This window comes from Dyadobacter sandarakinus, from assembly GCF_016894445.1.
Classification (GTDB): Bacteria; Bacteroidota; Bacteroidia; order Cytophagales; family Spirosomataceae; genus Dyadobacter; species Dyadobacter sandarakinus.
Map to the genome: position 1 here is coordinate 5802802 of NZ_CP056775.1, position 26978 is coordinate 5829779.

19 protein-coding genes are annotated in these 26978 nt (G+C 49.2%); 5 read left to right on the forward strand and 14 right to left on the reverse strand.

Translation table 11 applies throughout. The annotated features are described in order from the left end of the window. The first annotated feature begins 180 nt into the window (after window positions 1–180). The gene (locus HWI92_RS24055; RefSeq protein WP_204659956.1) at window positions 181–1488 is read left to right on the forward strand and encodes an amidohydrolase; all 1308 of its coding nucleotides are present in this window, start codon (window positions 181–183) and stop codon (window positions 1486–1488) included. Between the two features lie 4 nt (window positions 1489–1492). Here HWI92_RS24055 and HWI92_RS24060 read toward each other — a convergent pair whose 3' ends face one another. The 10 genes from HWI92_RS24060 to HWI92_RS24105 all read right to left on the reverse strand — a co-directional run bounded on the left by HWI92_RS24060 (window position 1493) and on the right by HWI92_RS24105 (window position 13426). After that, window positions 1493–2293, reverse strand: coding sequence for an SDR family oxidoreductase (locus tag HWI92_RS24060; protein ID WP_204659957.1), 801 nt, complete (start codon window positions 2291–2293; stop codon window positions 1493–1495). A 6-nt stretch (window positions 2294–2299) separates the two neighbouring features. Beyond that, window positions 2300–3232, reverse strand: a complete 933-nt coding sequence (locus HWI92_RS24065; protein ID WP_204659958.1) for a S66 peptidase family protein — start codon at window positions 3230–3232, stop codon at window positions 2300–2302. A gap of 3 nt (window positions 3233–3235) precedes the next feature. Continuing rightward, the gene (locus HWI92_RS24070) at window positions 3236–3562 is read right to left on the reverse strand and encodes a DciA family protein (protein WP_204659959.1); all 327 of its coding nucleotides are present in this window, start codon (window positions 3560–3562) and stop codon (window positions 3236–3238) included. A gap of 70 nt (window positions 3563–3632) precedes the next feature. Continuing rightward, entirely contained in the window at window positions 3633–6593 is a 2961-nt protein-coding gene (locus tag HWI92_RS24075) for a serine hydrolase domain-containing protein (RefSeq protein WP_204659960.1), read from the reverse strand. 216 nt (window positions 6594–6809) lie between these two features. After that, complete coding sequence (locus HWI92_RS24080; RefSeq protein ID WP_204659961.1) at window positions 6810–7238, reverse strand: helix-turn-helix domain-containing protein; 429 nt, start codon at window positions 7236–7238, stop codon at window positions 6810–6812. 61 nt (window positions 7239–7299) lie between these two features. Continuing rightward, window positions 7300–8442, reverse strand: a complete 1143-nt coding sequence (chrA, locus tag HWI92_RS24085) for a chromate efflux transporter (protein WP_204664830.1) — start codon at window positions 8440–8442, stop codon at window positions 7300–7302. Between the two features lie 49 nt (window positions 8443–8491). After that, a complete protein-coding gene (locus HWI92_RS24090) occupies window positions 8492–9448 on the reverse strand; it encodes an isopenicillin N synthase family dioxygenase (RefSeq protein ID WP_204659962.1) in 957 nt (318 codons plus the stop codon). 314 nt (window positions 9449–9762) lie between these two features. After that, entirely contained in the window at window positions 9763–10617 is an 855-nt protein-coding gene (locus HWI92_RS24095; protein ID WP_204659963.1) for a sugar phosphate isomerase/epimerase family protein, read from the reverse strand. 83 nt (window positions 10618–10700) lie between these two features. Beyond that, entirely contained in the window at window positions 10701–12077 is a 1377-nt protein-coding gene (locus HWI92_RS24100) for a M16 family metallopeptidase (protein ID WP_204659964.1), read from the reverse strand. 26 nt (window positions 12078–12103) lie between these two features. Then, window positions 12104–13426, reverse strand: a complete 1323-nt coding sequence (locus HWI92_RS24105) for a M16 family metallopeptidase (RefSeq protein ID WP_204659965.1) — start codon at window positions 13424–13426, stop codon at window positions 12104–12106. Window positions 13427–13530: 104 nt separating this feature from the next. Between HWI92_RS24105 and HWI92_RS24110 the strand changes: the two genes are divergently transcribed. Next, window positions 13531–14343, forward strand: a complete 813-nt coding sequence (locus tag HWI92_RS24110; RefSeq protein ID WP_229248559.1) for an endonuclease/exonuclease/phosphatase family protein — start codon at window positions 13531–13533, stop codon at window positions 14341–14343. Here HWI92_RS24110 and HWI92_RS24115 read toward each other — a convergent pair. Beyond that, window positions 14307–16049 carry a VRR-NUC domain-containing protein gene (locus tag HWI92_RS24115; protein WP_229248561.1) on the reverse strand — a complete coding sequence of 581 codons (1743 nt, stop codon included), beginning with the start codon at window positions 16047–16049 and terminating at the stop codon, window positions 14307–14309. The two genes, HWI92_RS24110 and HWI92_RS24115, sit on opposite strands and share 37 nt — an antisense overlap. Window positions 16050–16283: 234 nt before the next feature. Here HWI92_RS24115 and HWI92_RS24120 point away from each other — a divergent pair, with 234 nt between their 5' ends. Next, window positions 16284–17474 (forward strand): phosphoglycerate kinase, encoded by a 1191-nt coding sequence (locus HWI92_RS24120; RefSeq protein ID WP_204659966.1) that lies wholly within the window; start codon window positions 16284–16286, stop codon window positions 17472–17474. A 109-nt stretch (window positions 17475–17583) separates the two neighbouring features. On the opposite strand, the gene HWI92_RS24125 is transcribed toward HWI92_RS24120, so the two are convergent. Beyond that, the gene (locus tag HWI92_RS24125; protein WP_204659967.1) at window positions 17584–20040 is read right to left on the reverse strand and encodes a TonB-dependent receptor; all 2457 of its coding nucleotides are present in this window, start codon (window positions 20038–20040) and stop codon (window positions 17584–17586) included. Window positions 20041–20344: 304 nt separating this feature from the next. On the opposite strand from HWI92_RS24125, the gene guaA reads away from it, so the two are divergent. After that, entirely contained in the window at window positions 20345–21874 is a 1530-nt protein-coding gene (guaA, locus tag HWI92_RS24130; RefSeq protein WP_204659968.1) for a glutamine-hydrolyzing GMP synthase, read from the forward strand. Between the two features lie 61 nt (window positions 21875–21935). Here guaA and HWI92_RS24135 read toward each other — a convergent pair whose 3' ends face one another. Next, window positions 21936–22100, reverse strand: a complete 165-nt coding sequence (locus HWI92_RS24135) for a DUF1328 family protein (RefSeq protein ID WP_204659969.1) — start codon at window positions 22098–22100, stop codon at window positions 21936–21938. Between the two features lie 282 nt (window positions 22101–22382). Between HWI92_RS24135 and HWI92_RS24140 the strand changes: the two genes are divergently transcribed. Then, window positions 22383–24245 carry a M1 family metallopeptidase gene (locus HWI92_RS24140; RefSeq protein WP_204659970.1) on the forward strand — a complete coding sequence of 621 codons (1863 nt, stop codon included), beginning with the start codon at window positions 22383–22385 and terminating at the stop codon, window positions 24243–24245. On the opposite strand, the gene HWI92_RS24145 is transcribed toward HWI92_RS24140, so the two are convergent. Then, window positions 24246–26972: a DUF5686 and carboxypeptidase regulatory-like domain-containing protein gene (locus tag HWI92_RS24145; RefSeq protein ID WP_229248568.1), complete on the reverse strand. Its 2727-nt coding sequence runs from the start codon at window positions 26970–26972 to the stop codon at window positions 24246–24248. Window positions 26973–26978: the final 6 nt, after the last annotated feature.

Sequence of the window (26978 nt, forward strand, 5' to 3'; positions counted from 1 at the left end):
TGCACTTTGGCAATTATTAAGCGGTTTGAACGCAAGTCTTATACGTTGGCATAATTAAGATTGGTTCTAAATTGATTTGCCTGAGTCAATGCGGCTGTGAGTACTGCTCCGGCACAATGCACTGATTAAATGTTCTTAGTACTATTTTAAGATTTTGTATTTTATAAACGTTTGTAAAACATGTATAAAACACTGCTCTCAACCATGCTTGTCATGGCGTCTTCGGCCTCATTTGCACAGGGCAGCCTTACCGCTGCCATCGACCAGCGTGCGGCGGCACTGGATGGGAAAGTTGTAACATGGCGACGCGATTTTCATCAGAATCCGGAGCTGGGTAACCGGGAATTCAAAACTGCCGAGAAAGTGGCAGCCCATTTGAAAAAGTTGGGCATTGAGGTACAATCCGGCGTAGCCAAGACGGGCGTAGTCGGTCTGCTGAAAGGAGGCAAGCCCGGGCCGGTTGTTGCATTAAGGGCTGATATGGACGCCCTGCCTGTGACTGAGCGCGGCGACCTGCCTTTTAAATCTGCCGCAACCGCATCGTACAACGGGCAGCAGACAGGGGTGATGCATGCATGCGGACACGACACGCACATTGCAATCCTGATGGGCGTGGCAGAAGTACTTTCCGGAATGAAGGCCGATTTGCGGGGTACGGTAAAGTTTATTTTCCAGCCGGCGGAGGAAGGTGCGCCGCAGGGAGAGGAAGGCGGGGCCAAGCTGATGGTAAAGGAAGGTGTACTCGAAAACCCGGTGGTGGAAGCAGTATTTGGCTTACACATTGACTCCCAGATAGAAGTAGGAAAAATTGCATACCGCCCCGGCGCTACGATGGCCGCCGTAGACTTTTACAGCATTGACGTACTCGGCAAGCAAACGCACGGTGCATATCCCTGGTCCGGCATTGACCCGGTAGTGACCTCTGCACAGATCGTGACAGGCCTGCAAACCATTGTAAGCCGCAACCTCAACCTGACCAAAGCTCCTGCCGTAGTTACCGTAGGCGCTATTCATGGCGGCATCCGGGAAAACATCATCCCCGAGTCGGTCAGGATGATCGGTACGATCCGCACCTTTGATGAAGAGATGCACACATTTGTACATCAGCGTGTCAATGAGATTGCAACAAACATTGCGGAAAGTGCAGGTGCCAGGGCCACGGTGAAGATTGATGTACTTTACCCGGTTACCTATAATAATGAAGCATTGACGGAAAAAATGATTGGTACCTTACAGAATGTAGCCGGCAAAGACAATGTACAGCTCATTCCTGCGAAAACAGGAGCAGAGGATTTTTCCTATTACCAGCAGAAAGTACCGGGCTTTTTCTTTTTCCTGGGTGGAATGCCGAAGGGGAAAAAAGTATCGGAAGCCGCACCGCATCACACCCCCGACTTTTATGTGGATGAAGGCAGCCTGGTGCTCGGTATTCGCTCGCTCAGCAGGCTGGCTGTTGATTATCTTGAGAAAAACCAGGGTAAAAAGTGAGGGTTTACTCGGGTACGTCTTTCCTGACCTGATTGAAGACGAAGCCAGGGAAAAAGCGTTTCATGTACAGTCCGGCTACTTCGCGGAACCCGCCGATGTAGATTTCCCTTTTGTTGTTTTTGACCGCCTGAAGAATACGCTCGGCACATTCTTCTGCCGGAATGCCGTTTTGCTGATTGCGGTCCATTTTACCAAACTTATCCCCGGCTGCATTCAGCGCATTGAGGGAAATGTTTGTTTTGATATAACCCGGCAACACGGTCGTAACCTGGATATTGTCTTTGTAGCCCTCAGCACGCAGTGAATCGTAAAAGCCTATGACGGCGTGTTTGGCGGCATTGTAGCCAGAGCGCATGATGGTGCCGATCTTCCCGGCCACGCTGCTGATCACCACGAAATGCCCGCTTTTTTGTGCGACCATATGCGGGAGAATCGCTTTGGTCAGCGCAACCGTACTGAAAAAGTTGACATCCATCAGTTTACGGTACACCTCAAAATCGGTATCCTGAATGTACGATCGCTGGCTGATTCCCGCATTGTGCACCATGATATCGATACGTCCGAAATGACCGATCACCTGCTCCGCTGCCGGGGCGGCTTTTTCAAAATCCGTCACATCCATGGGGATGATCAGCACATGATGGTCCGGCAGGCCGGTCTTGTTTTTAACCCTTTGCAGCTCAGCTTCACGTCTGGCCGTAAGTACAAGCTTTGCACCTTCTTCTGCAAAAGCAAGTGCGAGCGCCTCTCCAATGCCCGAAGAGGCACCGGTTATCCATACTACCTTGTCTTTAAAGGCTGTCATTTTAGATCAGATAATTGTAGATGAGGAGGTCAGAAATGTCAGTTCAGCGACGCGCTCGCCAACCGTGAAATCAGCAGTCATACCAATGCCCATCGCCCGGTTGTCACCCACGTGACCCACGGGAAAATCAAAGCAAACGGGGTAGGAGTATTGCGAAACATGCTCGTGCACGATCTCGTAGGTACTCTTGCCAAAATCCGGGTCGCTGTTATCTTTCATATCGGTAAACTGGCCTACAATCAGCCCTGCCAGCTGTTCGAGCTTGCCGGCGCGTTTGAGTTGGATCATCATGCGGTCCAGGTTATAGAGGTATTCATGAATGTCCTCTATAAAAAGAATTTTCCCCTTTGTATCAACTTCCGTACCTGACCCAAGCAGGTGCGCCAGGATGCAAAGATTCCCGCCTACGACTTCGGCAGTTGCAGTGCCGAAACGGTTGAGCGGGTGCGCACTTACAGCATAGGCGGGAAGCTCACCAAAAAGCATCTGACCGACCGACTCTGCCGCAAGGCTGCTTCCAAATGCAGTTATCGACTTGGCCATCGGGCCGTGAATGCCGGCGTAGCCCAGGTTGTAAATATGGGACAGCAGTACCGTAAGGTCACTGAATCCGACAATCCATTTGGGATGTTTCTGAAAATGCGTAAAGTCCAGTTTGTCTACAATCCGTGAGCATCCGTAACCACCCCGTGCCGCCATAATCGCGTGGATCGACGGATCGTCCAGCATGTCCTGCAGCTCTTGCTGCCGCGCTTCGTCCGTAGCCGAAAACTGATGAAAATGGCTTTTTAAAGTAGCTCCTTCCACTACTTCCAGGCCCCACGAGCGGAGCAGCTCGATGCCCGGAATAAGGTCGTCATATTGTACAGCACTTGCAGGTGCGACAATACCGACCCGATCACCGGGTTGTAAAAACGGCGGAAACTTGATCTCGCTCATAGGTCATACAAAGACTACGTCGTGCACGAGGTTGCTGCCCATGTCTTTGTTGATCAGCTCAATGATTTTTGATTTGGCACGAAGCAGCTCATTGCGCAGGGGTGCTGATTCTATCTGCAGAAACAAAACGCCTTCCTTGATATACACAGACCGGGTGCGGGATGCAATGGCAGTACCCATGATCTGGTCCCAATGCGCAGCAACGTAAGACTGGTCAAACCGGTTACGGAGACTGTACCGCTCAAGCATCTGGTTGATCGCATCTTTCAACGGGGTAACGCCAGGTCGGCGCGATGCTTTTTCTTTATCAAACCGGTAGTGCTGTGCCATGCTGAGGAGATTAACAATCGAGATAGTACTACAAATGTAAAAAGATAACCTGAAGGTTCTTCCGGGCCGCTTACTTTTTAAGTAATTCCTGGTACACCACATCCATGATGGCCGTGCGGATATTCAGCGATGAAATCTTGTTGTTCTCACGGGTCGGATAAACCCGGTTTGAAAGAAAAACATAGTTCAGCTTCCACGCAGGATCAGCCCAGGTCATAATGCCGGTGTAGCCCGTATGCCCGAAGCTCGACGGGCTGGCATAGCGCGGTGCATTCCCGGAATATTTAAATGTCGGCTTGTCAAATCCGATACCCCTGCGGCTGCCGGTCTCGGGATACTGGTACCGGGTAAATTCGATCAACGCATCTTTGGAAAGCACCTGCTCGCCTCCGTAGTACCCCTGCTGCAGATACATCTGCCACACTTTCATCACATCATTGGAAGTTCCGAATAATCCGGCATGACCGCTCAGTCCGCCGAGCATTGCGGCAGCCTCATCATGCACCTGGCCATGCAGCTGGGTCATCCGGAAAAACGTGTCGCGCTCGCTTGGCACAATGTCTTCCAGCTTGTAAAAACGCTTGGGATTGAAGGTTAATGTATTCGCTCCCAGCTTGTGGTAGTAATGGTTTTTGAGGTAGCTTTCAAAATCTTCACCGGTCAGCCTCTTGACAATCTGAGGATACAGGATAAATGAAAGGTCACTGTACACATAGCCCTCTTTTTCATTCAGGGGAGAGTCGCGGATCGATTTGAAAATCGTTTTATCATAATCCTTGAAAATATACAGGCTGTCGTCCACCACGGAAATGGGATACTTTTTGGACTGTTTGGTGCTGAATGTTTTCTTCTTCCAGCTTCCGTCCGGGTTCTGCGCTTCTTTCCAGAGTACAATAAATGCTTTCAGCCGGGCACTGTGGGTGAGTACCTTCCGCCAGGGAAGATCAGCCTTGTTGGACTTTTCAAAATCAGGCAGATAATCTTTCATTGTAGCATCAAGATCAAACTTTTTCTGATCCCAGAGACTCATGAGCGCCAGGGTAGAAGCAGTGATTTTAGTTACAGATGCCAGGTCGTACAGGTCATTGAGCTGCACGGTTTCAGGTCCTTCATAGGTATGCTTTCCGTAAGCTTTCCTGAAAAACACCTTTCCATCTTTGGCCAGCTGCACCACGCAGCCCGGGGTTGCTTTCTGGGTGATGGCCAGCTTGGCAATAGAGTCGATTTTAAAGGTAATTACCTCTGAATCCATGCCCAGTTCTTCGGGAATGGTGTATTTGAGGCGGCCAATTGCGGGCGTCTCCATTCCGGCATTGTAGGGAAAGTCAGCATTGACCGTTACCGGCAACTTTCCCTCTCCCGGTATCGCACCAAAAATCAGCTGAGCCGAAAGGTCCTGTGTGTAGGTAGTGGACTGATAAGCCATTACAAGGCCTTTTGCCAGCTCGGGGTGATCCATTTTGTTCAATGCATACGGATTGCCAAATACCGATACGACCGCCTTTCCTGATGCTGTAAGGTCTTTTAGTACCATCCGCATCGGGTCGGTAAGTCCGTAATTTGTTTTGGGCGATACGCTCCCCAGGTGCACACCCACCAGCAGCAGGTTGTAGTTCCCCAACTTTGATTTCAAGTCAGCAGCCTGCGCGTCCGTAGCCTTTGCAGGGAGATAGTAGTGATCAATAGTTGTATAAAGTCCGAGTGTTTTCTGAAAAGTGGTGACGGTATCGGCACCCAGCGAAACCGAAGCTATTTTCAGGGTATCAAGGTTGCGGAGCGGAAGCAGGTTGTTTTCATTTTTCAGGACAGTCAATGCTTTTTCGGTCAGCAGCCTGTTGGTAAGCTCGGCTTCCTTAGGGTTCAGGTCTTCGTAGAGGCGATCCATCACGACCGGCTTGTAGTGGTTCAGTCCTGCCCAGGCTTTGGCTTCCAGTACCTTGCGGCAGCGGAAATCAATTTCAGCCTGCGTAATGCGGCCCGCAGCAATGCTTTTCTTGATCTCTGCAATGGATTTATTCACATCCTCTGTAAATTCCAGTACATCCATACCAGCTTCCAGCCCCATGGCGTCGGCTTTTCCGTCGGGGAAAAACTTGGTAACACCTTTCATGTTCATTGCATCGGAGTAGATCAGTCCCTGGAAGCCCAGCTCGCTTTTGAGCAGGTCCGATACAATGGGCTTGGATAAGGTTGAAGGTAAATTGGGTGTTTTGTCAAGTGCCGGAATGCTGAGGTGAGCAATCATTACGCCGCTCAATCCATTGTTCATCAAAGCTTTAAATGGATACAGTTCCAGCGAGTCAATTCTGTTGCGATCGTGCGTGATGACGGGTAGGTCAAAATGCGAATCGGTACCCGTATCACCATGTCCCGGAAAATGTTTGGCGCTCGTGAGCAGGCCGCTTTCCTGCATTCCGCGCATGTAGGCTACTGCTTTTTCAGCTACTTTATATTTGTTTTCACCAAAAGACCGGAAGCTGATCACCGGGTTATTGGGATTGTTATTCACATCGGCTACCGGTGCGAAGTTGATGTGAACGCCCAGCCGGCGTGCCTGTGTGGCCAGTTGGGAGCCCATTTCATAAATCAGCTGATTATTGCCCTGGATCGCACCAAGCGTCATTTGATAAGGATATCTTACAGTACTGTCAATCCGCATTGCCAGCCCGAACTCGGCATCCATAGCAATCAGTAAGGGTACTTTTGAGACGGATTGATAGTGGTTTGTCAATCGGGCCTGAGGCACCGGTCCACCCTGAAAGAAAACGACTCCGCCCACTTTATTCTCGCGGATCAGCTTTTCTACGGCTGCGGGATTGCTCGTTTTGGGATCAATCACCGCCCTTTTTACATCCGAAACTGCCGCCACCATGATCAGCTGCGCAATGCGCTCATCCGGTGAAAGCGTCGCAAATACCGAGTCTACCCACTGCCGGTTTTGTCGCAGGAAGGCTGGGGGAGTGGTTATTTGGGCAATAGAAAGGGTACTGTTTACCAGGAGAAATAGGAGTAAGGAGGCAAGGATTTTCATCACAGGTATTTGGTGTAAGCTGTATTGGTTTTTGTTTGTAATTAGGATTTTCTTGACAAAAGTTATTAAACCTCTTTTTGTCACCCTGAGCGGAGTCGAAGGGGAGGTCGTCAGGCGGTCGAAGGGCAAGCGCTCAAGATATCAACCAAAGTATTTTTTAGCTGCCGCATCGCCCTTCGACTGCGCTCAGGGTGACAAAGGTGAGGATTAACTTTATTACTTTCTCTCAATCAACTCCTTCAACATTAGCATCATCTCATCTTTCTCTCTCAGCATTCGCTCGTACAATGCGATTTTTTCCTCGTGAAACTGGATAATCCTGTCGACAGGATGTTGATTGATCGTCGGGTAAATATTCATCCCATTTGACTGATCGTGATTGTTAAAGGTGTTGGTAATGATATTAATAGCTTTTTCTTCTTCAAACTGCTGAATTGCCGCAGCTGGAATTTTGAGAACTGCGGCAACCTGATCTAAAATGTTCGCATCAATCTTCTCTTTTTGTTCAAGCAGTGAGACTTTCTGCTGATTCCAATCTTCGCCGAGCTCAAATGCAAATGCATCTTGCTTAATGCCGAGCATTTCGCGGAAACGTTTGAGATTGCGGCCTTCGTGGATTTTTGGATTTGAGGTAGTATGTGTCATTTGAAAATGATTAAGTGAAGGTTTCTTTAAAAGACAAGTTAGGGAAAAATTGCTGCATTCTTCAAAACACCAGCCCCAGTACCAGGCCAGCCAGGATAATCAGATAGGAGGGTATTTTGGCAAATGCAATCACCAGCAAAGTAATGATGGCAGTGATCAGCGGCTGGGGCGAACTGGCCATGGGCTGGAAAAGCGACACGGCCGCAGCGATCGTAAGCCCACAGCTCGCAGCATGAATGCCTTCCAGCGAGGCCCGGATCCCCCGGTATCGTTTCAGCTGGTCCCAAACCGGGTAGGCGAAAAAGATGAAGAATGTGCCCGGCAGAAAGATGCCCGCAGTAGATACAAACCCGCCCAGCATTTGTCCGGCAATGCCGTCGGACTGCATGGAAGTACTTCCTACAAACGTTGCAATGGAAAAAACCGGCCCCGGTACTACCTGTGTCAGCGCCATACCTGCCAGAAATTCCTGCTCCGTGAGGTAATGCTTGAACTCTACAAACTCATTATATAATAACGGAATCAGCACCTGACCGCCCCCGAAAACAAGACTTCCGTTGCGGTAGAAGTTTTCAAAAAGTCTGACCGGAAGCGAATTGGTAATCTTTCCGATCACTGCCGCGGCAATCAGCACCGAAATCCAGAAAATGATGGGCCGCCACTTGATGCGGATGGGCCCGCGCTCCATCTTTTCATGTTTCCTGAAATTAAGTGAAGCCGCCACGCCTCCGGACACAATCAGGACGGGTGTCATATAGGGAGAAGGGTAGAAGTGCGCCACGATGGTAGACAGGATCAGCAGCGACCAGCCCAGGTGATTATGCACTACCTTGCGGGCGATCATGTAAGCGCCGTAAATCAGGAATGCCACAGCCATCGGTCCCACAAACCGCGTGAAACCCAGGGATATGTTATTTTTTTCAAGATAATGAATACCGATTGCCGCCAGGGTCATGAGCACCATGGCCGGCAGTGACCATACCAGCAGGCTAAGATAAGCCAGCGGCTGTCCGCCGATTTTCAGCCCGATGGCAGTAACCGTCTGCGTGGAGCTGGGTCCGGGAAGTACCTGGCAGAGTGCCTGAAGTTCGAGCAGTTCTTCTTCCGTAATGTACCGGCGCTTCCTGACAAGCCGCTCGATCATCATCATCAAATGTACCTGCGGACCTCCGAATGCTGTAAGCGACAGCAAAAGAATGTCCATCAGGTAAATGATGTAGCGGAACCGGCGGATAGGAGGGTAGGCCAAGGGTTTATTTCTTTAATCCCAGTTCCCTTAATCTTTCGTCCAGAAATTCCCCTGCCGTCATATCGGTGTACAACTTGGGATACTCGGGCGAGATGCAGCTTTCCAGACTGGCGAGGTTCATGTCTGCCCGCGGGTGCATGAAAAACGGTATGCTGTACCGCGATGTGCCCATTTTTTCGCGGGGCGGATTTACTACCCGGTGAATGGTTGATTTGAGCTTGTGGTTCGTCAGCCGGTCGAGCATATCACCCACATTGACAACAATCTGGTCGGGCAGGGCTGTTATCGCAATCCATTTGCCGTCGTGGCGCAACACTTCCAGACCTTCGGCACTGGCGCCCATGAGCAAAGTAATGAGGTTGATATCTCCATGAGCCGCCGCACGTACCGCGCCTTCCGGGACGAGTTCAGGATTCGGGATAGGGAAATAATGCAGGGCACGGAGCAGGCTGTCGCCATTCCGGACCTTTTCTTCAAAATAATCCTCCGGCAGGTTCAGGTAAATGGCGATGGCACGCAGCAGCGTTTTACCCGTATCTTCAAAAGTACGGTATACCTGCAGGGTGTAGGTTTCAAACTCGGGTACTTCCTCGGGAAACACATTGTGCGGCATACTGCCAACTGGCTCGGGCTGGCCGACGTGATAAAACTCTTTTAAATCCGCAACTTTAAAGCCTTTTGCGGTTTCTTTTCCTTTGCTGATATAACCCCGCTGCCCAAACAGCTCAGGGAATTCGTATTTTCTTTTGAGATGTTCTGGTTGGGAAAAAAATGTTTGCGCCGCACTGTAAAGCTTTTCACGCAGCTCATCACTCAGACCATGGTTTTTGATCGCCACAAATCCAATATTCGTAAAAGCCGCACCGAGGTCGGCTACAAATTGTCTTTTTTTCTCTTCATCACCGGAAGTGAAATGCGCCAAATCCAATGATGGTACCTCATCAAGCAACGCTGGTTCCATACAAATCCTTTTTTCTGCAAAGTAAGGAAATTATGGAGGAAAGGAGGAAGGTGGGAAAGGAGAAAGGGGGAATGGAGGAAGGAGGGAAAGGAGGAAGGTGGAATGAAGAAAGTAGGAAGGAAGGAAAGTGAGATGGTGGGAACTGCCAACATTTGTCATGCTGAGCGCAGTCGAAGCACGATGCGGTAGCAAAAAAGCACTTTTAAGCTACCGCATCTGCCCTTCGACTGCGCTCAGGGTGACAAGAAGGCGTACAAGTGCATTACTGTTTAATTCCTCCCTTTCTCCATTCCTCCTTTCCTCCCTTCTTCCCCTTACTCCTTAATTCCCTTTATATAAGCGATCGTCACCGGAATCTGCTTCAAGTATGAAGGACTCTCATCCTCAATAAAGTAATGCTTGATGCCTACTTTTTTTGCAGCTTTTAATGTTGCAGGGATGTCGATCTGGCCGGTACCGAGGGCTACGTCGTTGGTAGTAGGGGTGCCACCGGACAAATTACCTTCCACGCCTTTTTTGAGGTCTTTCAGGTGCATAAGTTTCCAGCGGGTCGGATATTTCAGCAGCAGTGCGGCCGGGTCCTGGCCCGGAAATGCTGTCCAGAGTACGTCCATTTCGAAGTTGACGTATTCAGGATTGGTATTTTTGACGAGATAGTCGAAAAGGGTACCATCTTCATACGGCTCAAACTCGTAGCCGTGATTATGGTAGGTCAGCTCAATGCCGGCCGCTTTCAATTCTTTTCCGGCCTTGTTGAAATCGGCTACTGCTTTCTTTGCCGTTTCCAGGTCAAACTTTCCTTTGTGAGGAATCCAGGCTACCATCACGTATTTGGCACCCAGCGCTTTGGCATCCTGGATGGTTTGCGCACTACTTTCGGCGAGTTTGACATAATCTGCACCGATGGACACCATTTTGATACCCCGCTTATCGAGCTGCTTGCGGAGCTCCGCGGTTGTCATGCCTTTAATCGGGCCGCCTTCCATTTCCGTCACTCCCAGTGATTTGATGGTGTCTAATGTAGCCTCAATGCCTTTATCCCAGCTGCCGCGGAATGTATAAGCTTGTAAACCAATTGGATTGGTATATACCGCCTTGCCCTGGCCAAAGCTCTGCTGGCAGACAAGGGTGCCTATCGCAAGGCAGAGTAGTTTAAAAATTTGCTTCATTGTCGGATCTGTTTTTAAAATTTATCTTCACCAAAAGTACTCTCGTTCCAAAAACCTACTTGCAGCATGGCAGCCACGCATGACTAAAAACCGTCAGCTTTGATCTGCTTTTCAGTTACTTCCCCGTACTTTTTTGCACCCTCCCGAATCTCGTCGGCCTTCCCAATCAGGACAAACTGCAGTTTGTCTTTGGGAAAATAGGTATCAATAATTTCGCGGGCACGGGCCGTGGTCAGTCCGTCCACTTTTGCCTGGAATGTATTAATGTAGGATTCGTCAAAATTATAGACATACATATCCGTCAGCAATCGGGCGAGTGCGCCGGCAGACTCATACTCAGGAGGAAAGTCGCCTTTGACATAAGCCTTTGCCGAGGCAAGGATTTCCTCATTGATGCCCGTTTTATGCAGGCTGTCGAGCACGCCGAGTGCCATATCGATAGCAGGCATGGTTGTAGCGTTTTTTGTAAAAGTGCTGATCAGGAAGGTTCCTGCGTATTTGTACCTGCTGAACTGGCTTCGTGCGCCGTAAGTAAGGCCCGAGTTAACGCGCAATGCATCATTGAGCCAGGATGTAAACCGTCCGCCAAGAATGGTGTTGATCACCATCACCGGTACGTAATCGGCTGAGTTGAAGTCAATACCCTTTCCCCCGATCATAAAAGTAGTTTCCCGTGCATCGTCTTTGTTTACCAGCAGCACACGGCTTTTGTCAAAATCAAGGTCAGGAGCTACACGTTTCACCAGACGGTAATCCGCCGTTTTCCACGATCCGAAAAGCGTGGTCAGCTTCTTTTTCATATCGGCAGTTTTAAAGTCGCCTACTACCGCAATCGCACCGCGGCCAGTTGTGTAGTTGTTCTGGTAAAATGTTTTTACATCGGCGGCAGTGATCTTTTCCACCGTCGGCCGCGTGCCGCCACCTGGTGTAGCATACGGAAAGCTTTTGAACATAAATGCATTGAAGTAGTTGCCAATCACCGTCCTAGGGCTTTCCTTCTGCTGCGTCAGCTGTAACAATGTTCTCTGCTTATGTTTGTCAAATTCGGTTTGATCAAATACCGGGTAAAGCAGCACCTGCTGAATGAGATCCAGCATTTTCTCCTGATCTTTTGCTGCAAATGAAGCTGTAAGTCCCGCCGCATCCTTGGACGCATAGGTATTGAGGTCAGCACCCATGAAGTCGGTCATTTCCTCGATCTGGGGCTTGGTGTATTTTTTAGTACCAAACACAAGCGCATCCGCCGTGAGACTCGCCAGTCCGTACCGGTCGCCATCATTGATGGATCCTGCATCAAAAACAGCCGATACATTGACAAGAGGCACTTCATGCTGTTCCATCAGGTAAATGGTCAGCCCGTTTTTCAGCTTGAACTTCTCGTATTTGGGAACCTGGAAGTTTTGCTGGGCGACGGCAGTAAAGGAAATAGCCGTGAAAAGTATAAAAAGTATTTTTTTCATAGTGAAAGCCGGATGTTCATGAAGGGTTAATTTTTCTGATCGGGTAGCAGGTATCCCACGGTCCTGTTCCTTTCTGTAAAATACTGGGCAGCCACGCGCCGGATGTCGTCGAGGGTAACCTTCCGGTACAGCTCAGGCGCTTCGAACATTCGCCGGTAATCACCGAAAAATACATCGTAAGTACCCAGGCTGTTGGCTTTACCATTGATGGTTTCCAGGGTATGGTAAAACTCCATCAGCTTCTGATTTTTCACTTTCTGCAGTTCATTCTCTGTGACGCCGCTTTTTGCAACCAGGTCAATCTGGGCAGTAATGGCTTTTTCAAGACCGGGAGCGGTAATGCTGTCGCCTGCAATGCCGTAAACCACAAAAAGGCCGGGGTCAAAACCCTGGTCGAATGAGGTGAAAACCTGCGTGGCCACGGTAGTATCCATCACCAGCGATTTTACCAGCCGGGAAGAGTTTCCTGAGGTAAGCAAGCTGCTCAGCAGGTCGAGTGCATAAAAATCGGCGTGGCTGGTTTGGGGCGTGTGGTAGGCCAGCATGACATTGGGCGTGGAAATATCCTTGTAGGTCGTGACCCGCTTTTCACCGTTCTGCGCGGGTTCCACGGTCCGGATCTTAGGAGGCAGTCCGCGCGCTGCAATGGGCGCCATGTACTGGTCTGCATATTTTTTTACCTGATCAAAAGTCACATCCCCCACCACCACAACCGTGGTATTATTGGGAGAGTAGTAGGTTTTGAAATACGTTTCGAGGTCCTGCTGCGTCCAGCTTTTAATATCAGACTCAAACCCGATCACCGGGAACATGTACGGATGTTCCTGAAAAGCAACAGATTGTACCTGCTCGCCCAGCAGGCGGTAATTGCTGTTTTCAAGACCTGTACTCCGCTCGGAGAGTACCACGCCCCGCTCGCTTTCCACCATTTCGGGTGCGATGGACAAGTTTGCGATCCGGTCGGATTCCAGTTTGAAAATCGTTTCCAGTGCGTCTTTCTGAAACCAGTCGGTGTACACGGTTACATTCTCGGAAGTATAGGCATTGTTGGAGCCACCATTGGCTTCCATGACGCGGTCAAACTGCTTCGGGCTGTAATTTTTTGATCCATTGAACATCATATGTTCAAAGAAGTGCGAAAGCCCCGTGATCCCGGGCGCTTCGTTCCGGGAGCCTACCTTCCAGAACAGGTACATATTGGCCGTAGGAATGGAATGGTCTTCCAGGACAAGGAACTTCATACCATTGGGCAGGATGAAGGTTTTTACATCTTCCGGCCTGGTTTGTCCCAGTACCATTTGCGACCAAATGGCACTCACGGTTACCAGCAGCAGTTTTCTTAGCATCATGAACCAGCATTTTTAATTGATTTGTAATGATAATCAAAAATGCCTGATTAAAGCGTAACCCACTATTTTTGCCTTATTTCCATTTTCCTAAATCCATTTTTAACATGAGAAGTCTGGTTTTTTCAGGATTGCTGGTGGTCTTTGTACACCTGTTTGCATCAGCCGGCGTAATGCACAAGCCCGGTAAGCCGGGGCGCAAAGCTGCTCGTATCAAGGTAATGACTTATAATATCCACCATTGTAACCCACCCTCGGCTGGCGACAGGATTGATGTGGAAGCGATCGCAAAAGTGATCAATGCCGAAAAGCCTGACTTTGTGGCTTTGCAGGAAGTGGATGTAAATACCGAGCGTTCAGGAAAAGGTAAAAACCAGGCCCGGCAGCTTGCAGCACTTACCGGAATGAATTTCTATTTTTCCAAAGCAATAGACCATCAGGGCGGGGATTACGGCGTAGCTGTATTGTCCAGGTATCCGATCCTGGATTCCATGCGCATTGCATTGCCGATTCATCCTGAGCTGAAAGAAGAAAACCGGACTTTGGCGGCGGTAACCGTGCAGCTGCCCAATCGGAAAAAGATCATTTTTGCGAGCACGCACTTGGGTTTGAAGGAGCCCAACCGGGTTTTGCAGGCCGAAACACTCTTGAAGCATTTTCAGGGTACCGAGCTGCCGGTAATCTTGGGAGGTGATTTCAATGCAACACCCGATAGCAAGGTGATTGCTTACCTCGACCAGTATTTTGTTCGCACCTGCTCAGCCTGCGGATTTACAATCCCCGTCGAAAATCCGGACAAAACGATTGATTTTATTATGTACAGGAAAAGCGATCTTCTCAAAGGTGGGGATACGAGGGTGATCAATGAAAAATACGCCTCCGATCACCTGCCGGTGGTAGCTTCATTCACCATCAACTGATCCGCATCTTTCAGCCAGTTCACGCGCACGATCCGGCTCTGGACGCCATGTTCACGGAAAAAGTGCTGCCAGTGCAGCTGCCGGGATGACAGGTGGTCGGTCGGGGATTTGATCTCTATAAACGCATATTCGTTTTCATTCCACACAAGCAGATCCGGAAAGCCACGGGTGTTCTCGCGCAGGTTGAGCGCCATTTCAAGCAGGACCAGATGCATTTGCTGCACGGTGAGCAGCGAGGTCAGGGTCAGTACCTTTTCCAGCGCGCCTTCATACCACGGCACAAGTACATTGGTAACCCCATAGTGATCAACGAAAGTCTGCGTGACAATTTCGTTGATCACTTCGCGGGTACTGGCAGCTGTCAGTCTTTCTTTCAGTTGATTTTCCCTTTTAAAATAAAAATCGGGCATAAAGAAATCCGAGGGAATGCGCTGGAACGGATTGTGGATCGTCTGCACATTGGTATCATATATAATGTCCCAAAACAACAGCCCGAACAGTGACCTCCAGGGTTCATTTTCACTGAAAAAAGCCTGGTACCCCAATGCGCGGTAATGTTCGAGCGCGCCATATTCTACCCGGAAGCGGTACATAACAGGTACTTCTATCGCCTCCGCCGCTTTCAGTGCCTGGGTAGTGCGCTTGATGACCCGGGTCTTTTTATTCTTTATTTTTTCGTAAAAATCCAGGCTGAAAAAGCGCTCGTCCGCATTTTGCGGACTCTCAGCAATTTCTTCACAAAGCGCCAGTGCTTCCTCTATTTCTCCCAGATTGAAAAGCAGCCTTACCCGTCTTTCGCGCGCAGGCGCATCATTCGTCAGCTGGTAAATGGTCAGCGCTTGTGAAAGCATCTTTTTTCGTTCGAGCCAGGCGCTCACGCGGAGGATGAATGCATTAAAGGAAGCGGCTGCCTTGGGGCTGAGCCCGGTCCCGCTGCTGGTATGCCAGTTCATAAACCAGTCATAAATATCCTCCGGAGGCTGTTCTTGCTTGATCAGGTCGAAAGTTTCCTTCATCAACGACACCATCAGCGTATCGTCCACATCCTTACGGGTATCAAACTGAACCGCCAGATGCTGCTCGTCGAAATTCTGAAAACGCACGTGTCCCAGGTCGCGGATCACGAACTCGGTCATATCGGCATGCCGGTTGCCGAAAAAAAGGAATTTCATCAACATCACCTCCGCTTCATAGGCTACCTTCACGACCGGTTCCAGCTCGCTGATGATTTCACAGAGCGTGCTGAAATCGTATTCGTGCAGGAGCCAGCGCACCAGGTCGGGTTTCTTGATGCTTTTCGAAGGCATCACAGGCGGTTCGAGCAGCTTTGTGACAGCCAGGAGTTCCGGTTTTGTAAAAAGGTCAATGATTTCTGAAAAGCGGCTGGTATGCGCTCCGCAAAGGGATTCGATGAAGTGATTTTCCAGCAGCTCGGTGAGTACTGCGGGCATGTCTGTGATTTCCGAGTAGGATATTGTTTCAACCCGGAAAAACGACTTGCTGCGGTTGCTAAAGCGGATAAAGAGGCATTGTGCATCCTCGCTCAATCCTTCGTAGTCGCGCAGGAAAGTTTCTTCCTCGGCATTGAGTACATGGAAGTACCGACGTTTTACGAAATCGAGCACATAATTGAAATACTCGTGGTAATACTTGGGAGGTAAGTCGGTCGGGAACTCGTTATTCTGCCCAAATGGATCCGGTAGCACGATAATCTAAACGAAAGTGGCCAGTGTAATGAAGTTTAAAGTTACCAAATTCCCCGTTTTCAGACAGCAAAGTTGCGGATTTACAGTTATTCTTTTATTGATGATGTTTTTAGAATAATAAAAGGTAAAAATTGAACTTAACCTATTACAAAAGCTGCTGCACCTATCAATCATAGTATATAATAAAGAAATTGGTTTACATTTGCTGCCTATGGAAAACAATTTTACCTGCCCATGACTACATTAGATTCTTACGATTTCTCAGGCAAAAAAGCCCTGGTACGCGTTGACTTTAACGTTCCACTGAACGACAAATTTGAGATCACGGACGATACACGTATCCGTGCTACAATTCCCACAATCAGTAAGATTCTTAACGATGGAGGCGCCGTCATCATGATGTCGCACCTGGGAAGGCCGAAAGACGGACCTACCGAAAAATTTTCCCTGAAACACCTTGTCAACCCGCTTTCGCTCATTCTGGGCAAAACGGTGAAGTTTGCCGACGACTGCATCGGCGAGAGCGCTACGGAGCAAGCTGCTTCCCTGCAGCCGGGCGAAGTATTGCTGCTTGAAAACCTGCGTTTTTACAAAGAAGAAGAAAAAGGAAATGAGGAATTTGCCGGAAAGCTCGCGAAGCTGGGTGATGTTTGGGTGATGGACGCATTTGGTACCGCTCACCGGGCACACGCATCTACGGCGGTTATCGGTAAGTTTTTCAAGGATAAGGTTTGCGGGTATGTGATGCAGGCTGAGCTTGATAATGCTGAAAGGCTGCTCGACCATTCGGAAAGGCCTTTTACCGCGATCATGGGCGGTGCCAAAATCTCCGACAAAATCCTGATTATAGAAAGACTGCTTGATAAAGTTGATAACCTGATCATCGGCGGCGGAATGTCCTATACATTCTCCAAAGCACAAGGCGGAAGCATCGGAAAGTCGCTGCTGGAAGCAGATAAGCAGGATCTTACGCTCGAACTGGTTCAGAAGGCAAAAGAAAGGGGTGTCAACCTGATCTTGCCTGTGGATACCGTGGTAGCCAATGATTTTTCAAACGATGCTGAACGCAAGGTAGTAGCAGCCGGCCAGATTCCCGATGATTGGGAAGGACTCGATATTGGTCCGGAGACTGTGAAGATATTTGCTGAGATCATCAAAAATTCAAAAACAGTACTCTGGAACGGTCCGATGGGCGTGTTCGAATTCCCGAACTTCGCGATCGGAACCAATGCAATCGCTGAGGCAGTGGTGGCGGTAACCGAAGAAAACGATGCATTTTCACTGATTGGCGGCGGCGACTCGGCTTCTGCGATCAATAATGCAGGATTTGGTGACCGCGTAAGCTACGTATCTACCGGCGGTGGCGCATTGCTGGAATACATGGAAGGCAAAGTCCTGCCTGGCGTAGCCGCACTCGAAAACTGATTTATACTGTTTATAAGACAAGAATCCATCCCTCGAAGCCGTGGGATGGATTTTCTGCATAACAAACCTAACTAATTTATGAATGCGGCTTCTCAGCCGTTATTCCTGCTTAATTGCCGCCACTTGCGCGTTTCTGCAGATCGTCAGAACCGGTATTCCGCTGGCGGGCTCCCTTCACATTCTGGTTTCCGAAGTTATAGGTCAGGGTTAACCTGAACTGCCGGCTGGGCCACTGAGATTTTACTACAAAATCAATGTCCTTGTAAATCGCCCGGCCCCGGAATTTATTGGTCCAGAAAATGTCGTTTACATTGAATCGTATCGTTCCTTTTTTATTCAGGATGTTCTTCTGAATACCTGCATTGAGCATGCCCATTGGTTTGGCAGCATACAATCCGTAAAATGCCCTGCTGTTATACCAGCCCGAGATCTCGCCAGACCATCCTTTGGGCATTGTAAACTGGTTACTGGCATACATATTCCACGAAGCCTGCTTGATTTCGAGCGTTTCGCCCAGGTATATGGAGTTGTAATGGTTGTACACTCCCGTGAAATTCGCCTGTACTGTCCACCATTTGGCTACGGTTATGGGGAATGAAACCGTCAGACTCACATTGTCCTGGTTATCAAGGTTATCGGAAGTGACGAATGTTTTGTTTTCAGACGCGATCTGCTGAGGCAGCTCGTCGGCGATCATATCCTTGATGCGGCTGTATGCGAGCGTGGTGTTCAGGAGGTTTTTGTAAACGTGTACCAGCTGGAAAGAATTGGTATACTGGGGTTTGAGGTTGGGATTACCGCGCTGGAAAGTATATGGGTCAAGATAAAACTCAAAAGGGTTCAGCGACTGGTAGTTCGGACGGTCAATCCGGCGGCTGTATGAAAGATTGATCACATTGTTACTGTCGAGCTGGTCAGACAGGAACACGCTCGGGAAAAGATTGACATAATTCCGGTCGCGCTTCTGGTTCAATGTCACGGAATTACCAATGGAGTGTGTGTGTTCGCCCCGGAGCCCGAGCTGGTATTTGATCTTTTTGGTCAGGTTGCCATTGTAATTCACATAGGCGGCATTCACGTTTTCTGTGTATTTAAACCGGTTGGAGCGCGTAGGATCAATGACCCAGTCATCGGTTTTGGTCTCGAACACCATATTGTTGTCTGAGGCGACGTAGCTGGATTTCAGTCCTGTTTCAAATTTGCCTTTTCCCAGAGGCTGCGCATAGTCGAGCTTGGCGACGCCGATGTTGATGTCCGAAGGCATATCATTCCGTACCAGTTCGGGACTGCCGTCGGGCTGGCCTGCGGGCAGGAAGTAGCGGGTATCCAGCCTGCTCGTACGGTCGCCGGAATAGTTGACATAGTCCACATCAAAGGTCAGCTCCTTGCCTTTATCATTGAACTGATGTTTGAAGTTGAGGTTACCGCTGATGTTGTTCAGGCTGCCCCCGTTAAAAACGTCGGTCCGAAAAGTTCTCTGAAGCGTCAGGTCTTCGTTCAGGATGCGGGTATTGGTTTGTCCGTAAGGATTGCTGAATGTGTTGTAAAAACCCGAAACCAGCACTCCGATAGTTGTTTTTTCAGTAGCAAAATAGTCAACTCCGGCACGTACATTATAGTATTGGGATTTGTTGACACGCTCGGTCCGCTGGTCGAAAATCGTCACCTTGTTTTCAAAGGGTATGGTGCGGTAAATGTCGTTGTTATTGAATCCTTTGTTCAGAAAAGCGCCTCCGTTAACGAATGTGCTTACTTTTCCGGCGCGGTGGTTGACAGTAGCAGTTGCATTGGACCTGCCGTACTTGGCCCACGCGCCGCCCAGGTTGACATTCCCGTTTGTGCCGTAATTTTTATTGCGTTTCATCTTGATGTTGATGATGCCCGAGTTGCCGGCTGCATCGTACTTGGCCGAAGGATTAGTGATCAGCTCAATTTTCTCGATGTTGTCGCTGGGGGTGTTGCGGAGCAGGGTAATCAGTTCCTGCTGTGACAGAAATGTCTGCTTGCCGTCGATCTGAACAATCACGCCTTCCTTGCCGCGCAGTTTGAGCTGCTCATTCTGCTGGTCAACCGTTACGCCGGGAGCACGTTCGAGTACTTCCAGAGCCGTGGCGCCGGCGGATACAATGCTGTTTTCAACATTGACGACTGTCCGGTCAATTTCCTGCTCTATAAAAGGCTTTTTGGCAACTACCGTCACTTCGTTCAGCGACTGGGTGTCTGTTTTTAATGCCAGCACCGGCAGGGCAACCAGTGCCTCTTTTACCTGGAAAGTCTCGCTGTAACTTTTCTGATATCCTACCATGGACACCAGCACCATGTATTTTCCCTCAGCAACCTGCTCAAACAGGTATTTTCCATTATCATCGGCTGCCAGACCTTTGACAAGTACAGAGTCTTTTGCATTCAGCAGAAGTACATTCACGAAAGGAAATGGCTGCGACTTTTCGTCAAGGACAGCACCCGAAACTTTTCCCTTGCCGGTTTTGGCGGGCGTGGTTTGGGCAAACGTAGCAGTTCCGGTCAGTAGCAGGGCTACCGCAGTTAGGTAAGTTAAGAATTTCATGGCTAACAGATTATGATTCAATGCAACTGACTTTCCTGCGTCAGGTACATTGCAAAAGTAAGTACTTTGTATAACATAGAACCTTTCAATACATAAATGGTTTGAATGTTATATAAGCGGACGGTGTGTGCCTTACATTTTGTTTATAGATACAAAGGGAGTAAAGAATGTTGCACTTGTCCATAAAAAAAGTTTAAATGGCGCTCTGCCGGTTTCCGCGTGCATTAAAGCTGTTTCCCGAACCTTTAAGTAATTATTTCCATTTCGGTCAATCTGTCTATCTTTGCGTTTTAGAAACCTATATATGACTGAACAAATTCTGATTTTAGATTTCGGTTCACAGTATACACAGCTAATTGCAAGAAGAGTACGCGAGCTGAATGTCTATTGTGAGATCCATCCCTATAACAATTTCCCCGAGCTTACTCCCAATATCAAAGGCGTCATCCTCTCAGGCAGCCCCTGCTCCGTACGCGACGCTGATTCCCCGAAAGTTGATCTCGACCAGTTCCGTAATGTAGTTCCGGTACTGGGTGTGTGCTACGGGGCTCAGCTGATGGCGCATTTGCTGGGCGGTGACGTCAAGCCTTCGCAGCACCGCGAGTACGGCAGGGCGAGGCTCGAAGTCGGCGATAGGGATTCGTCCTTGCTGGCTGGCATCTCGGAGTCGTCGCAGGTGTGGATGTCCCATGGGGATACCATCGTCAGGATTCCTGATAATTTCAGCATTATTGCCTCTACGGAATCCGTGCAGGTAGCTGCCTTCAAGCTGGAAGATGAGCTTACTTATGGGATACAGTTTCACCCCGAGGTAACACATACTACTGAGGGCAAGCAGCTGATGCACAATTTCGTCGTGGATATCTGCGGCTGCTCGCAGGACTGGACTTCCGAATCATTTGTGGAGGAAACCGTCAGCAGCCTGCGTCAGAAGCTCGGCAACGACAAGGTAGTGATGGCGCTTTCGGGTGGGGTAGACTCCACGGTAGCTGCCATGCTGGTGCACCAGGCGATTGGCAAAAACCTGTACTGCATTTTTGTAGACAATGGTTTGCTGCGTAAAAATGAGTTTGAGGAAGTGCTGCACTCCTATGAAGATATGGGCCTCAATATTAAAGGTGTAGATGCGAAAGACCATTTTTACGGTCTGCTTGCCGGCCTGACCGATCCTGAGGCAAAACGCAAGGCGATCGGCAAATCCTTTATCGACATTTTTGACCAGGAAGCCCACCTTATCGAGGATGTGAAATGGCTGGGCCAGGGTACCATCTATCCCGATGTGATTGAGTCTGTTTCCATTAAAGGTCCATCGGCTACGATCAAGTCTCACCACAATGTGGGCGGGCTGCCTGACTTTATGAAGCTCAAAGTTGTGGAGCCGCTCAATACCCTTTTCAAAGACGAGGTACGTGCGGTAGGACGGACCATGGGCATTTCGGAAAAAATTCTGGGCCGTCATCCTTTCCCGGGGCCTGGATTGGCCATCCGTATTCTGGGTGATATTACTGCGGAGAAGGTGGCCATTCTTCAGGAAGTGGATGCCATTTTCACCGGCGGACTCAGAAAGTGGGACTTGTATAAGGATGTATGGCAGGCAGGGGCCATGCTGCTGCCTGTACAAAGTGTGGGTGTAATGGGTGATGAGCGTACCTATGAGCGCGTCGTTGCACTGCGGGCCGTAACGTCTGTGGATGGTATGACCGCCGACTGGGCGCATTTGCCGTACGAATTCCTGGCAGAAGTTTCCAATGATATTATCAATCGCGTAAAAGGGGTGAACAGGGTAGTGTATGACATTTCCTCCAAGCCGCCTGCGACCATTGAATGGGAATAAGAAGGCACAAAAAAAGCGGATCGAAATCCGCTTTTTTTGTGTGGTGTTATACTGGCAGAACCTAGGATCGCCCTACGCCTCTGCTCAGCAAGCTTAGTACAAACAGTACAAGGAACACAAAGAACAAGATTTTAGCAATTCCGGCTGCTCCTGCAGCGATGCCTCCAAAGCCCAGAATACCAGCGATGATGGCGATTACCAGGAAAATTACGGTCCATTTAAGCATGGTTGAAAAGATTTAAATGTTCTTAATTTATTGATGTATGTTATTTATTGATGTATGTTCTGGTTTCTACCAAACATGTGCCAGAATTCTGAAACTGCGCTGCCAATAGAAAAAACCATAAATTCAGTCAAAGACAGCCTGCGCATTGTGGAGATACATTCCCAAAAAGTTGCCATAATACTAGGCTTCAGCCAGCAGGATGAAGTAGTACATTATTGCTGAAACTGCCAACAAACCGTTCAAATACACTATTTTGCAAAAACAACCATGTTAAAGTCCCTGATGAGATTCAGATTATTTATTCCATGTTTTCTTTTGATTGCAAGTCATGCGCTGGCGCAAAGCGACCGGTGGCAGCAACGCGTGAAGTACCAGATCGAGGTGGATTTTGATGCAACCAAGCACCAGTATACAGGTACAGAAAAGCTGGTTTACTCCAACAACTCGCCCGATACACTGCAAAAGGTTTTTTATCACTTATACCTCAATGCATTTCAGCCGGGCAGCCAGATGGACGTCCGGTCGCGTACCATCAGTGATCCTGATCCGCGCGTGAAAGACCGTATCGCAAAACTTTCGCCCTCAGAAATCGGATTTGAGAAAATACGCTCGCTCAAACACAATGGAAAGCCTGTAAAGTACGAAGTGGTCGGCACCATCCTGGAAGTGACGCTTTCTGAGAAAATCCTGCCCAAAACCCAGCATACCTTTGAAATGGAGTTTGAAGCGCAGGTACCTGTACAGATCAGACGCACGGGCCGCGACAATAAGGAAGACATCGACTATTCTATGGCGCAATGGTATCCTAAAATGTGCGAGTACGACTATGAAGGCTGGCATGCGAACCCGTACATTGCCCGGGAATTTTATGGTATCTGGGGAGATTTTGATGTAAAAATAAAACTGGATGCTGCCTATGTGGTGGCTGCTACCGGCTACCTTCAGGATCCCGACAAGATCGGTCACGGTTATTCCAAAAAAGATGTGAAGCACAAGCCGGGCGAAAAGCTGACGTGGCATTTTATTGCGCCTGAAGTACATGATTTCATGTGGGCCGCTGACAGGGACTATGCACACGACATCGTGAAGGTTGATAATGGACTTGACCTGCATTTCTTTTACCAAACCGATACACTCGCCAGTGTCTGGAAAGAAATGGAGCCGCTCGCCGTGCGCAGCTTCAAGATTATGAATGAAAAGTTCGGCCGCTATCCTTACAAGCAATACTCCATCATACAGGGTGGCGACGGCGGGATGGAATATCCGATGGCTACGCTGATTACGGGCCGTCAGGGACTGAGCGGGCTGGTGAGTGTGGCCGTGCACGAATCCATCCACAGCTGGTTTCAGGGATTGCTGGGTACCAATGAATCCAAGTACGCCTGGATGGACGAAGGTTTTACCACCTATGCGCAGAACCTGGTGATGGCCGAGCTTTTTCCGTCTAAAAGAGATCCGCAGGCAGGCAGCACCAACAGTTACCGGGCGCTGGTAAAATCGGGCCTCGAAGAACCCATGACCACGCACTCCGATCATTATAATACCAATCGTGCATACAGCATTGCGGCTTACAGCAAAGGAGCGGTGTTTTTGAACCAGCTGGGTTACATCATCGGCAGCAGCAAGCTCGAAAGCGGTATGAAGCGGTACTTTCGTGAATGGGAGTACAAGCATCCCAATCCCACCGATCTGAAGCGCATTATGGAAAAGGAATCGGGACTTGAACTTGACTGGTACTGGGAAGACTTTGTCGGTACTACGAAAACCATTGATTACAGCATCCGCGAAGTAACGGCGAATGCAGGGAAAACCGATGTGGTGCTGGAACGTATTGGTCAGATGCCCATGCCGCTGGATGTAGTGGTGAGCTATAAAGACGGAAGTCAGGAGAACTTTTACATTCCGCTGGAAATGATGCGCGGAGAAAAGGAGGAAAAGCTTTACTCCAAAACCACATTGCTCGCCGACTGGGGCTGGACGTATCCCGAATATTCGTTTACCATCGACAGGAACCAGGCTGATATTGTCCGCATTGTGATAGATCCGAGCCAGAGAATGGCGGATATAGAGCCTGAAAACAATACCTATCCCGCTACTGCCAACCGGGAAACACCCCGCGCCAGAGGCGAAAAGGTAATACGCTGATTACCTCCCGAACTTAATGGATGTCCCGACACGGAAGCCCATTTGCTTGAAATGGCTTCCGTGGAACTGGGCTACTGCTTCCAGGCGGATCACCCGCAGAATGTCATCCAGCCCATATACCACCTCGGAGTAATTGCGAATGCTCGGTACGCGCAGGTAATGCAGCTGCAATGTTTCCGATAGACCTGTAACCCGCAGTGCCTGCACCCGCGTCAGCAGAAAGTGTTGCATGGTCCATACGGCATGTGCCTGGAAAAACCAGGAGTCGGTGCTGTAACGATAGTATTGCAACATCCGGAACTGGTCCGGCGGGTAGGCGTACTGAAAAAAGAATTCGTTACCCATAAAATGCCGGTAGTCAGGAAAGTACATTTTTTTGGTACTGAGAAATCCGCCTCCGTTTACATAATACTCCAAATGGCTGCGTGGCCCCAGGCTCAGGTCCTGGCGGATAGTCCCTTCAAGCATGTCGTAAGCTACGTCGCCCCCAAATGCCGCCGCACTTTTGTAATGTACTCCAAATGATGGCCCTTTGCTCCGGAGATAGCGTTTCTCGCCATTCCGGATCAGGTACCTGCGCCACGGACGTATCTGTGCATTCAGATTAAACAACAATGCATTGTGCTGAGGGAAACCGGTATTTGCAAGCTCTTTGCTCACAGGTCTGTTGGGGGTATAACTGTAATTGTTCCAGAAGAAAATAGGCCGGGCGCTCTCCTGGTTGAATAATTCCTTTCGGTGTTCATACTCCACATTTCCGCTGATACTCAGTATATCACCTATGTTTCGCAGTGTAAATTCGGCTGTCCCATACTGTCCCTGGTAAAGCTTCATAAAACTCCGGTCAAAAAAGCGGGCTGCAAGGCTGTTGGGAAGAGGAGGGATCGGGTTTGCATTGTTGATCTGCCGTGCCATCTCGCCGCCGCCAAGCATCAGGTTCCACTTCTCATTTCCCACATTCGTTTCCAGGTTTCCGTATACCCGCTTCCGGCCGAATGAGTAGCGGATCAGTGGGTTTACATTGAAATAGCTGTTTTTGCCCCACTTCTTTTCCCATTTTGTCAGAAAATTAATGGCATTGCCCTCTACCGTGTTGTAGCTGATGGAAAGGAGCGGACTTTTGAAGTAAAAAGTCCTGCGATCGCCCAGTGCATAAGTGTTGCCGGTAGCCAGGTGAACAGGCTTGAAATACAGAGAATCGGGCCGGGCTTTGGTACCGGACACTGTTTTAACCACCTGAATGCTATCCTGCGAAACGTAGCTCGCTACCTCCGACTGCGTGAGGGGAACAGGTCTGAGAACCTGCCAGTAGGCAGTGTCACGCTTGTTGGCCAGCGGATCCACAACAATGGAATCCTCACGCACGAGGCGGTCGCTGGTTTCCTGTACGGCACCCGCCTTCTTTTGTTCACGCTCGTACTTTCTGGTTAGTTTGCGAAAGTCACGCGTGGAAAAAGCCTTTTGCTGTGCAATAAGCTGTTCAAGGTTGTTTCCTTTTTCCGGTGAGGGCTTATCCTCTTTCTTATGGTCGGTAATCTGGATTTGCTCTTTTAAAGCAGGATCAATGTCGAGCTTCTGATAAGTGAGTGAAACCAGGTACCTGAACTCACCGGCAAATCCTAGGTAGCTGCCACTCAGGCTGAATTGCTGGTTGACAGGAACCCAAACCTGCTGGATTGGACTGAAAAACTGTTTGGCCGCAATGTTGAGCCCGCTGGTGGTCGTCTGCAGGTCGTAGCTGTGAATGGACCATAAGTCTTCCAGGATAAAAATGCTTCCTTTAAAAACTCCTTCTCCATACGCTTTGGGTATGACCCTGATTTTGTTGACAACCTGCCCGTGTTCTTCAAAGTAACCTTCGTATTCGAATTTATAATAGGCAAATGCCCGGGGCGAAAGGGGAGAGATCGTGCCGGCAATTTCAGGACTGTACAGGCTCGCCAGGATGTATTCATTGGGCGACGGCAAACTGTTGTCGAAACTATTGCGGGTTGAGATGATTTTCTGGCTGTACGTATTGGGGCGGCGATAGCGGATCTCGGCCACACTTTCGTTGAGAATCGATTTACCTTCCTGCACACCTTCCTTTTTCAGGCGTTTTTCAAGCAGTCCGGGGATTTTTGTCGGCAGCCCTGTACTCCGGGAATATACGCGTGCCGTATAACCTCTGATCTGAAGCTGATGAAAACGTGCCTTCGCAATCGCCCGCCGCATTACGGTATAGGCGGGGTCTTCCTTGTCTTTGCCAATGCTGGCCTCCGGCAGGTTCAGGGCTTGTTCTTCCAGCGTTATATCCAGTGTGGTAAAGGCTTCTGTGACGGCGACTTTTTTTACAATGCTCTTAAAACCAAGGTATTGAAATACAATTTCGTAGTTTCCGGCAGGCAGGGCAAACTCGTAAATCCCCTCACTGTTGGCCATGGTGCCTTCACTTGTACCTCTTGCCGTTATACCCGCATAAGGCAGTGGCTGCCCGCCTGCTGCGGTAATTTTACCTTTGATGCCGCCTGCGCGCGCTGTGTAGGAAAGTAAGCAAAATACGAGAAGGACAGCCAGGCGCATGCGTCGAGGTGTTGTACAGTTATAATGAATAGACAAGGATTCCGATCGGGCGAAAATACCAATTTTCCCTGCTTTGAAAACATTATATAACTGTACCAGCCGGCTGTGATCGTACTGGTAAAAAAGAAAAGCAGCATGCAGCGCGAAGGCCAGATGCTGCTCCATGTATGT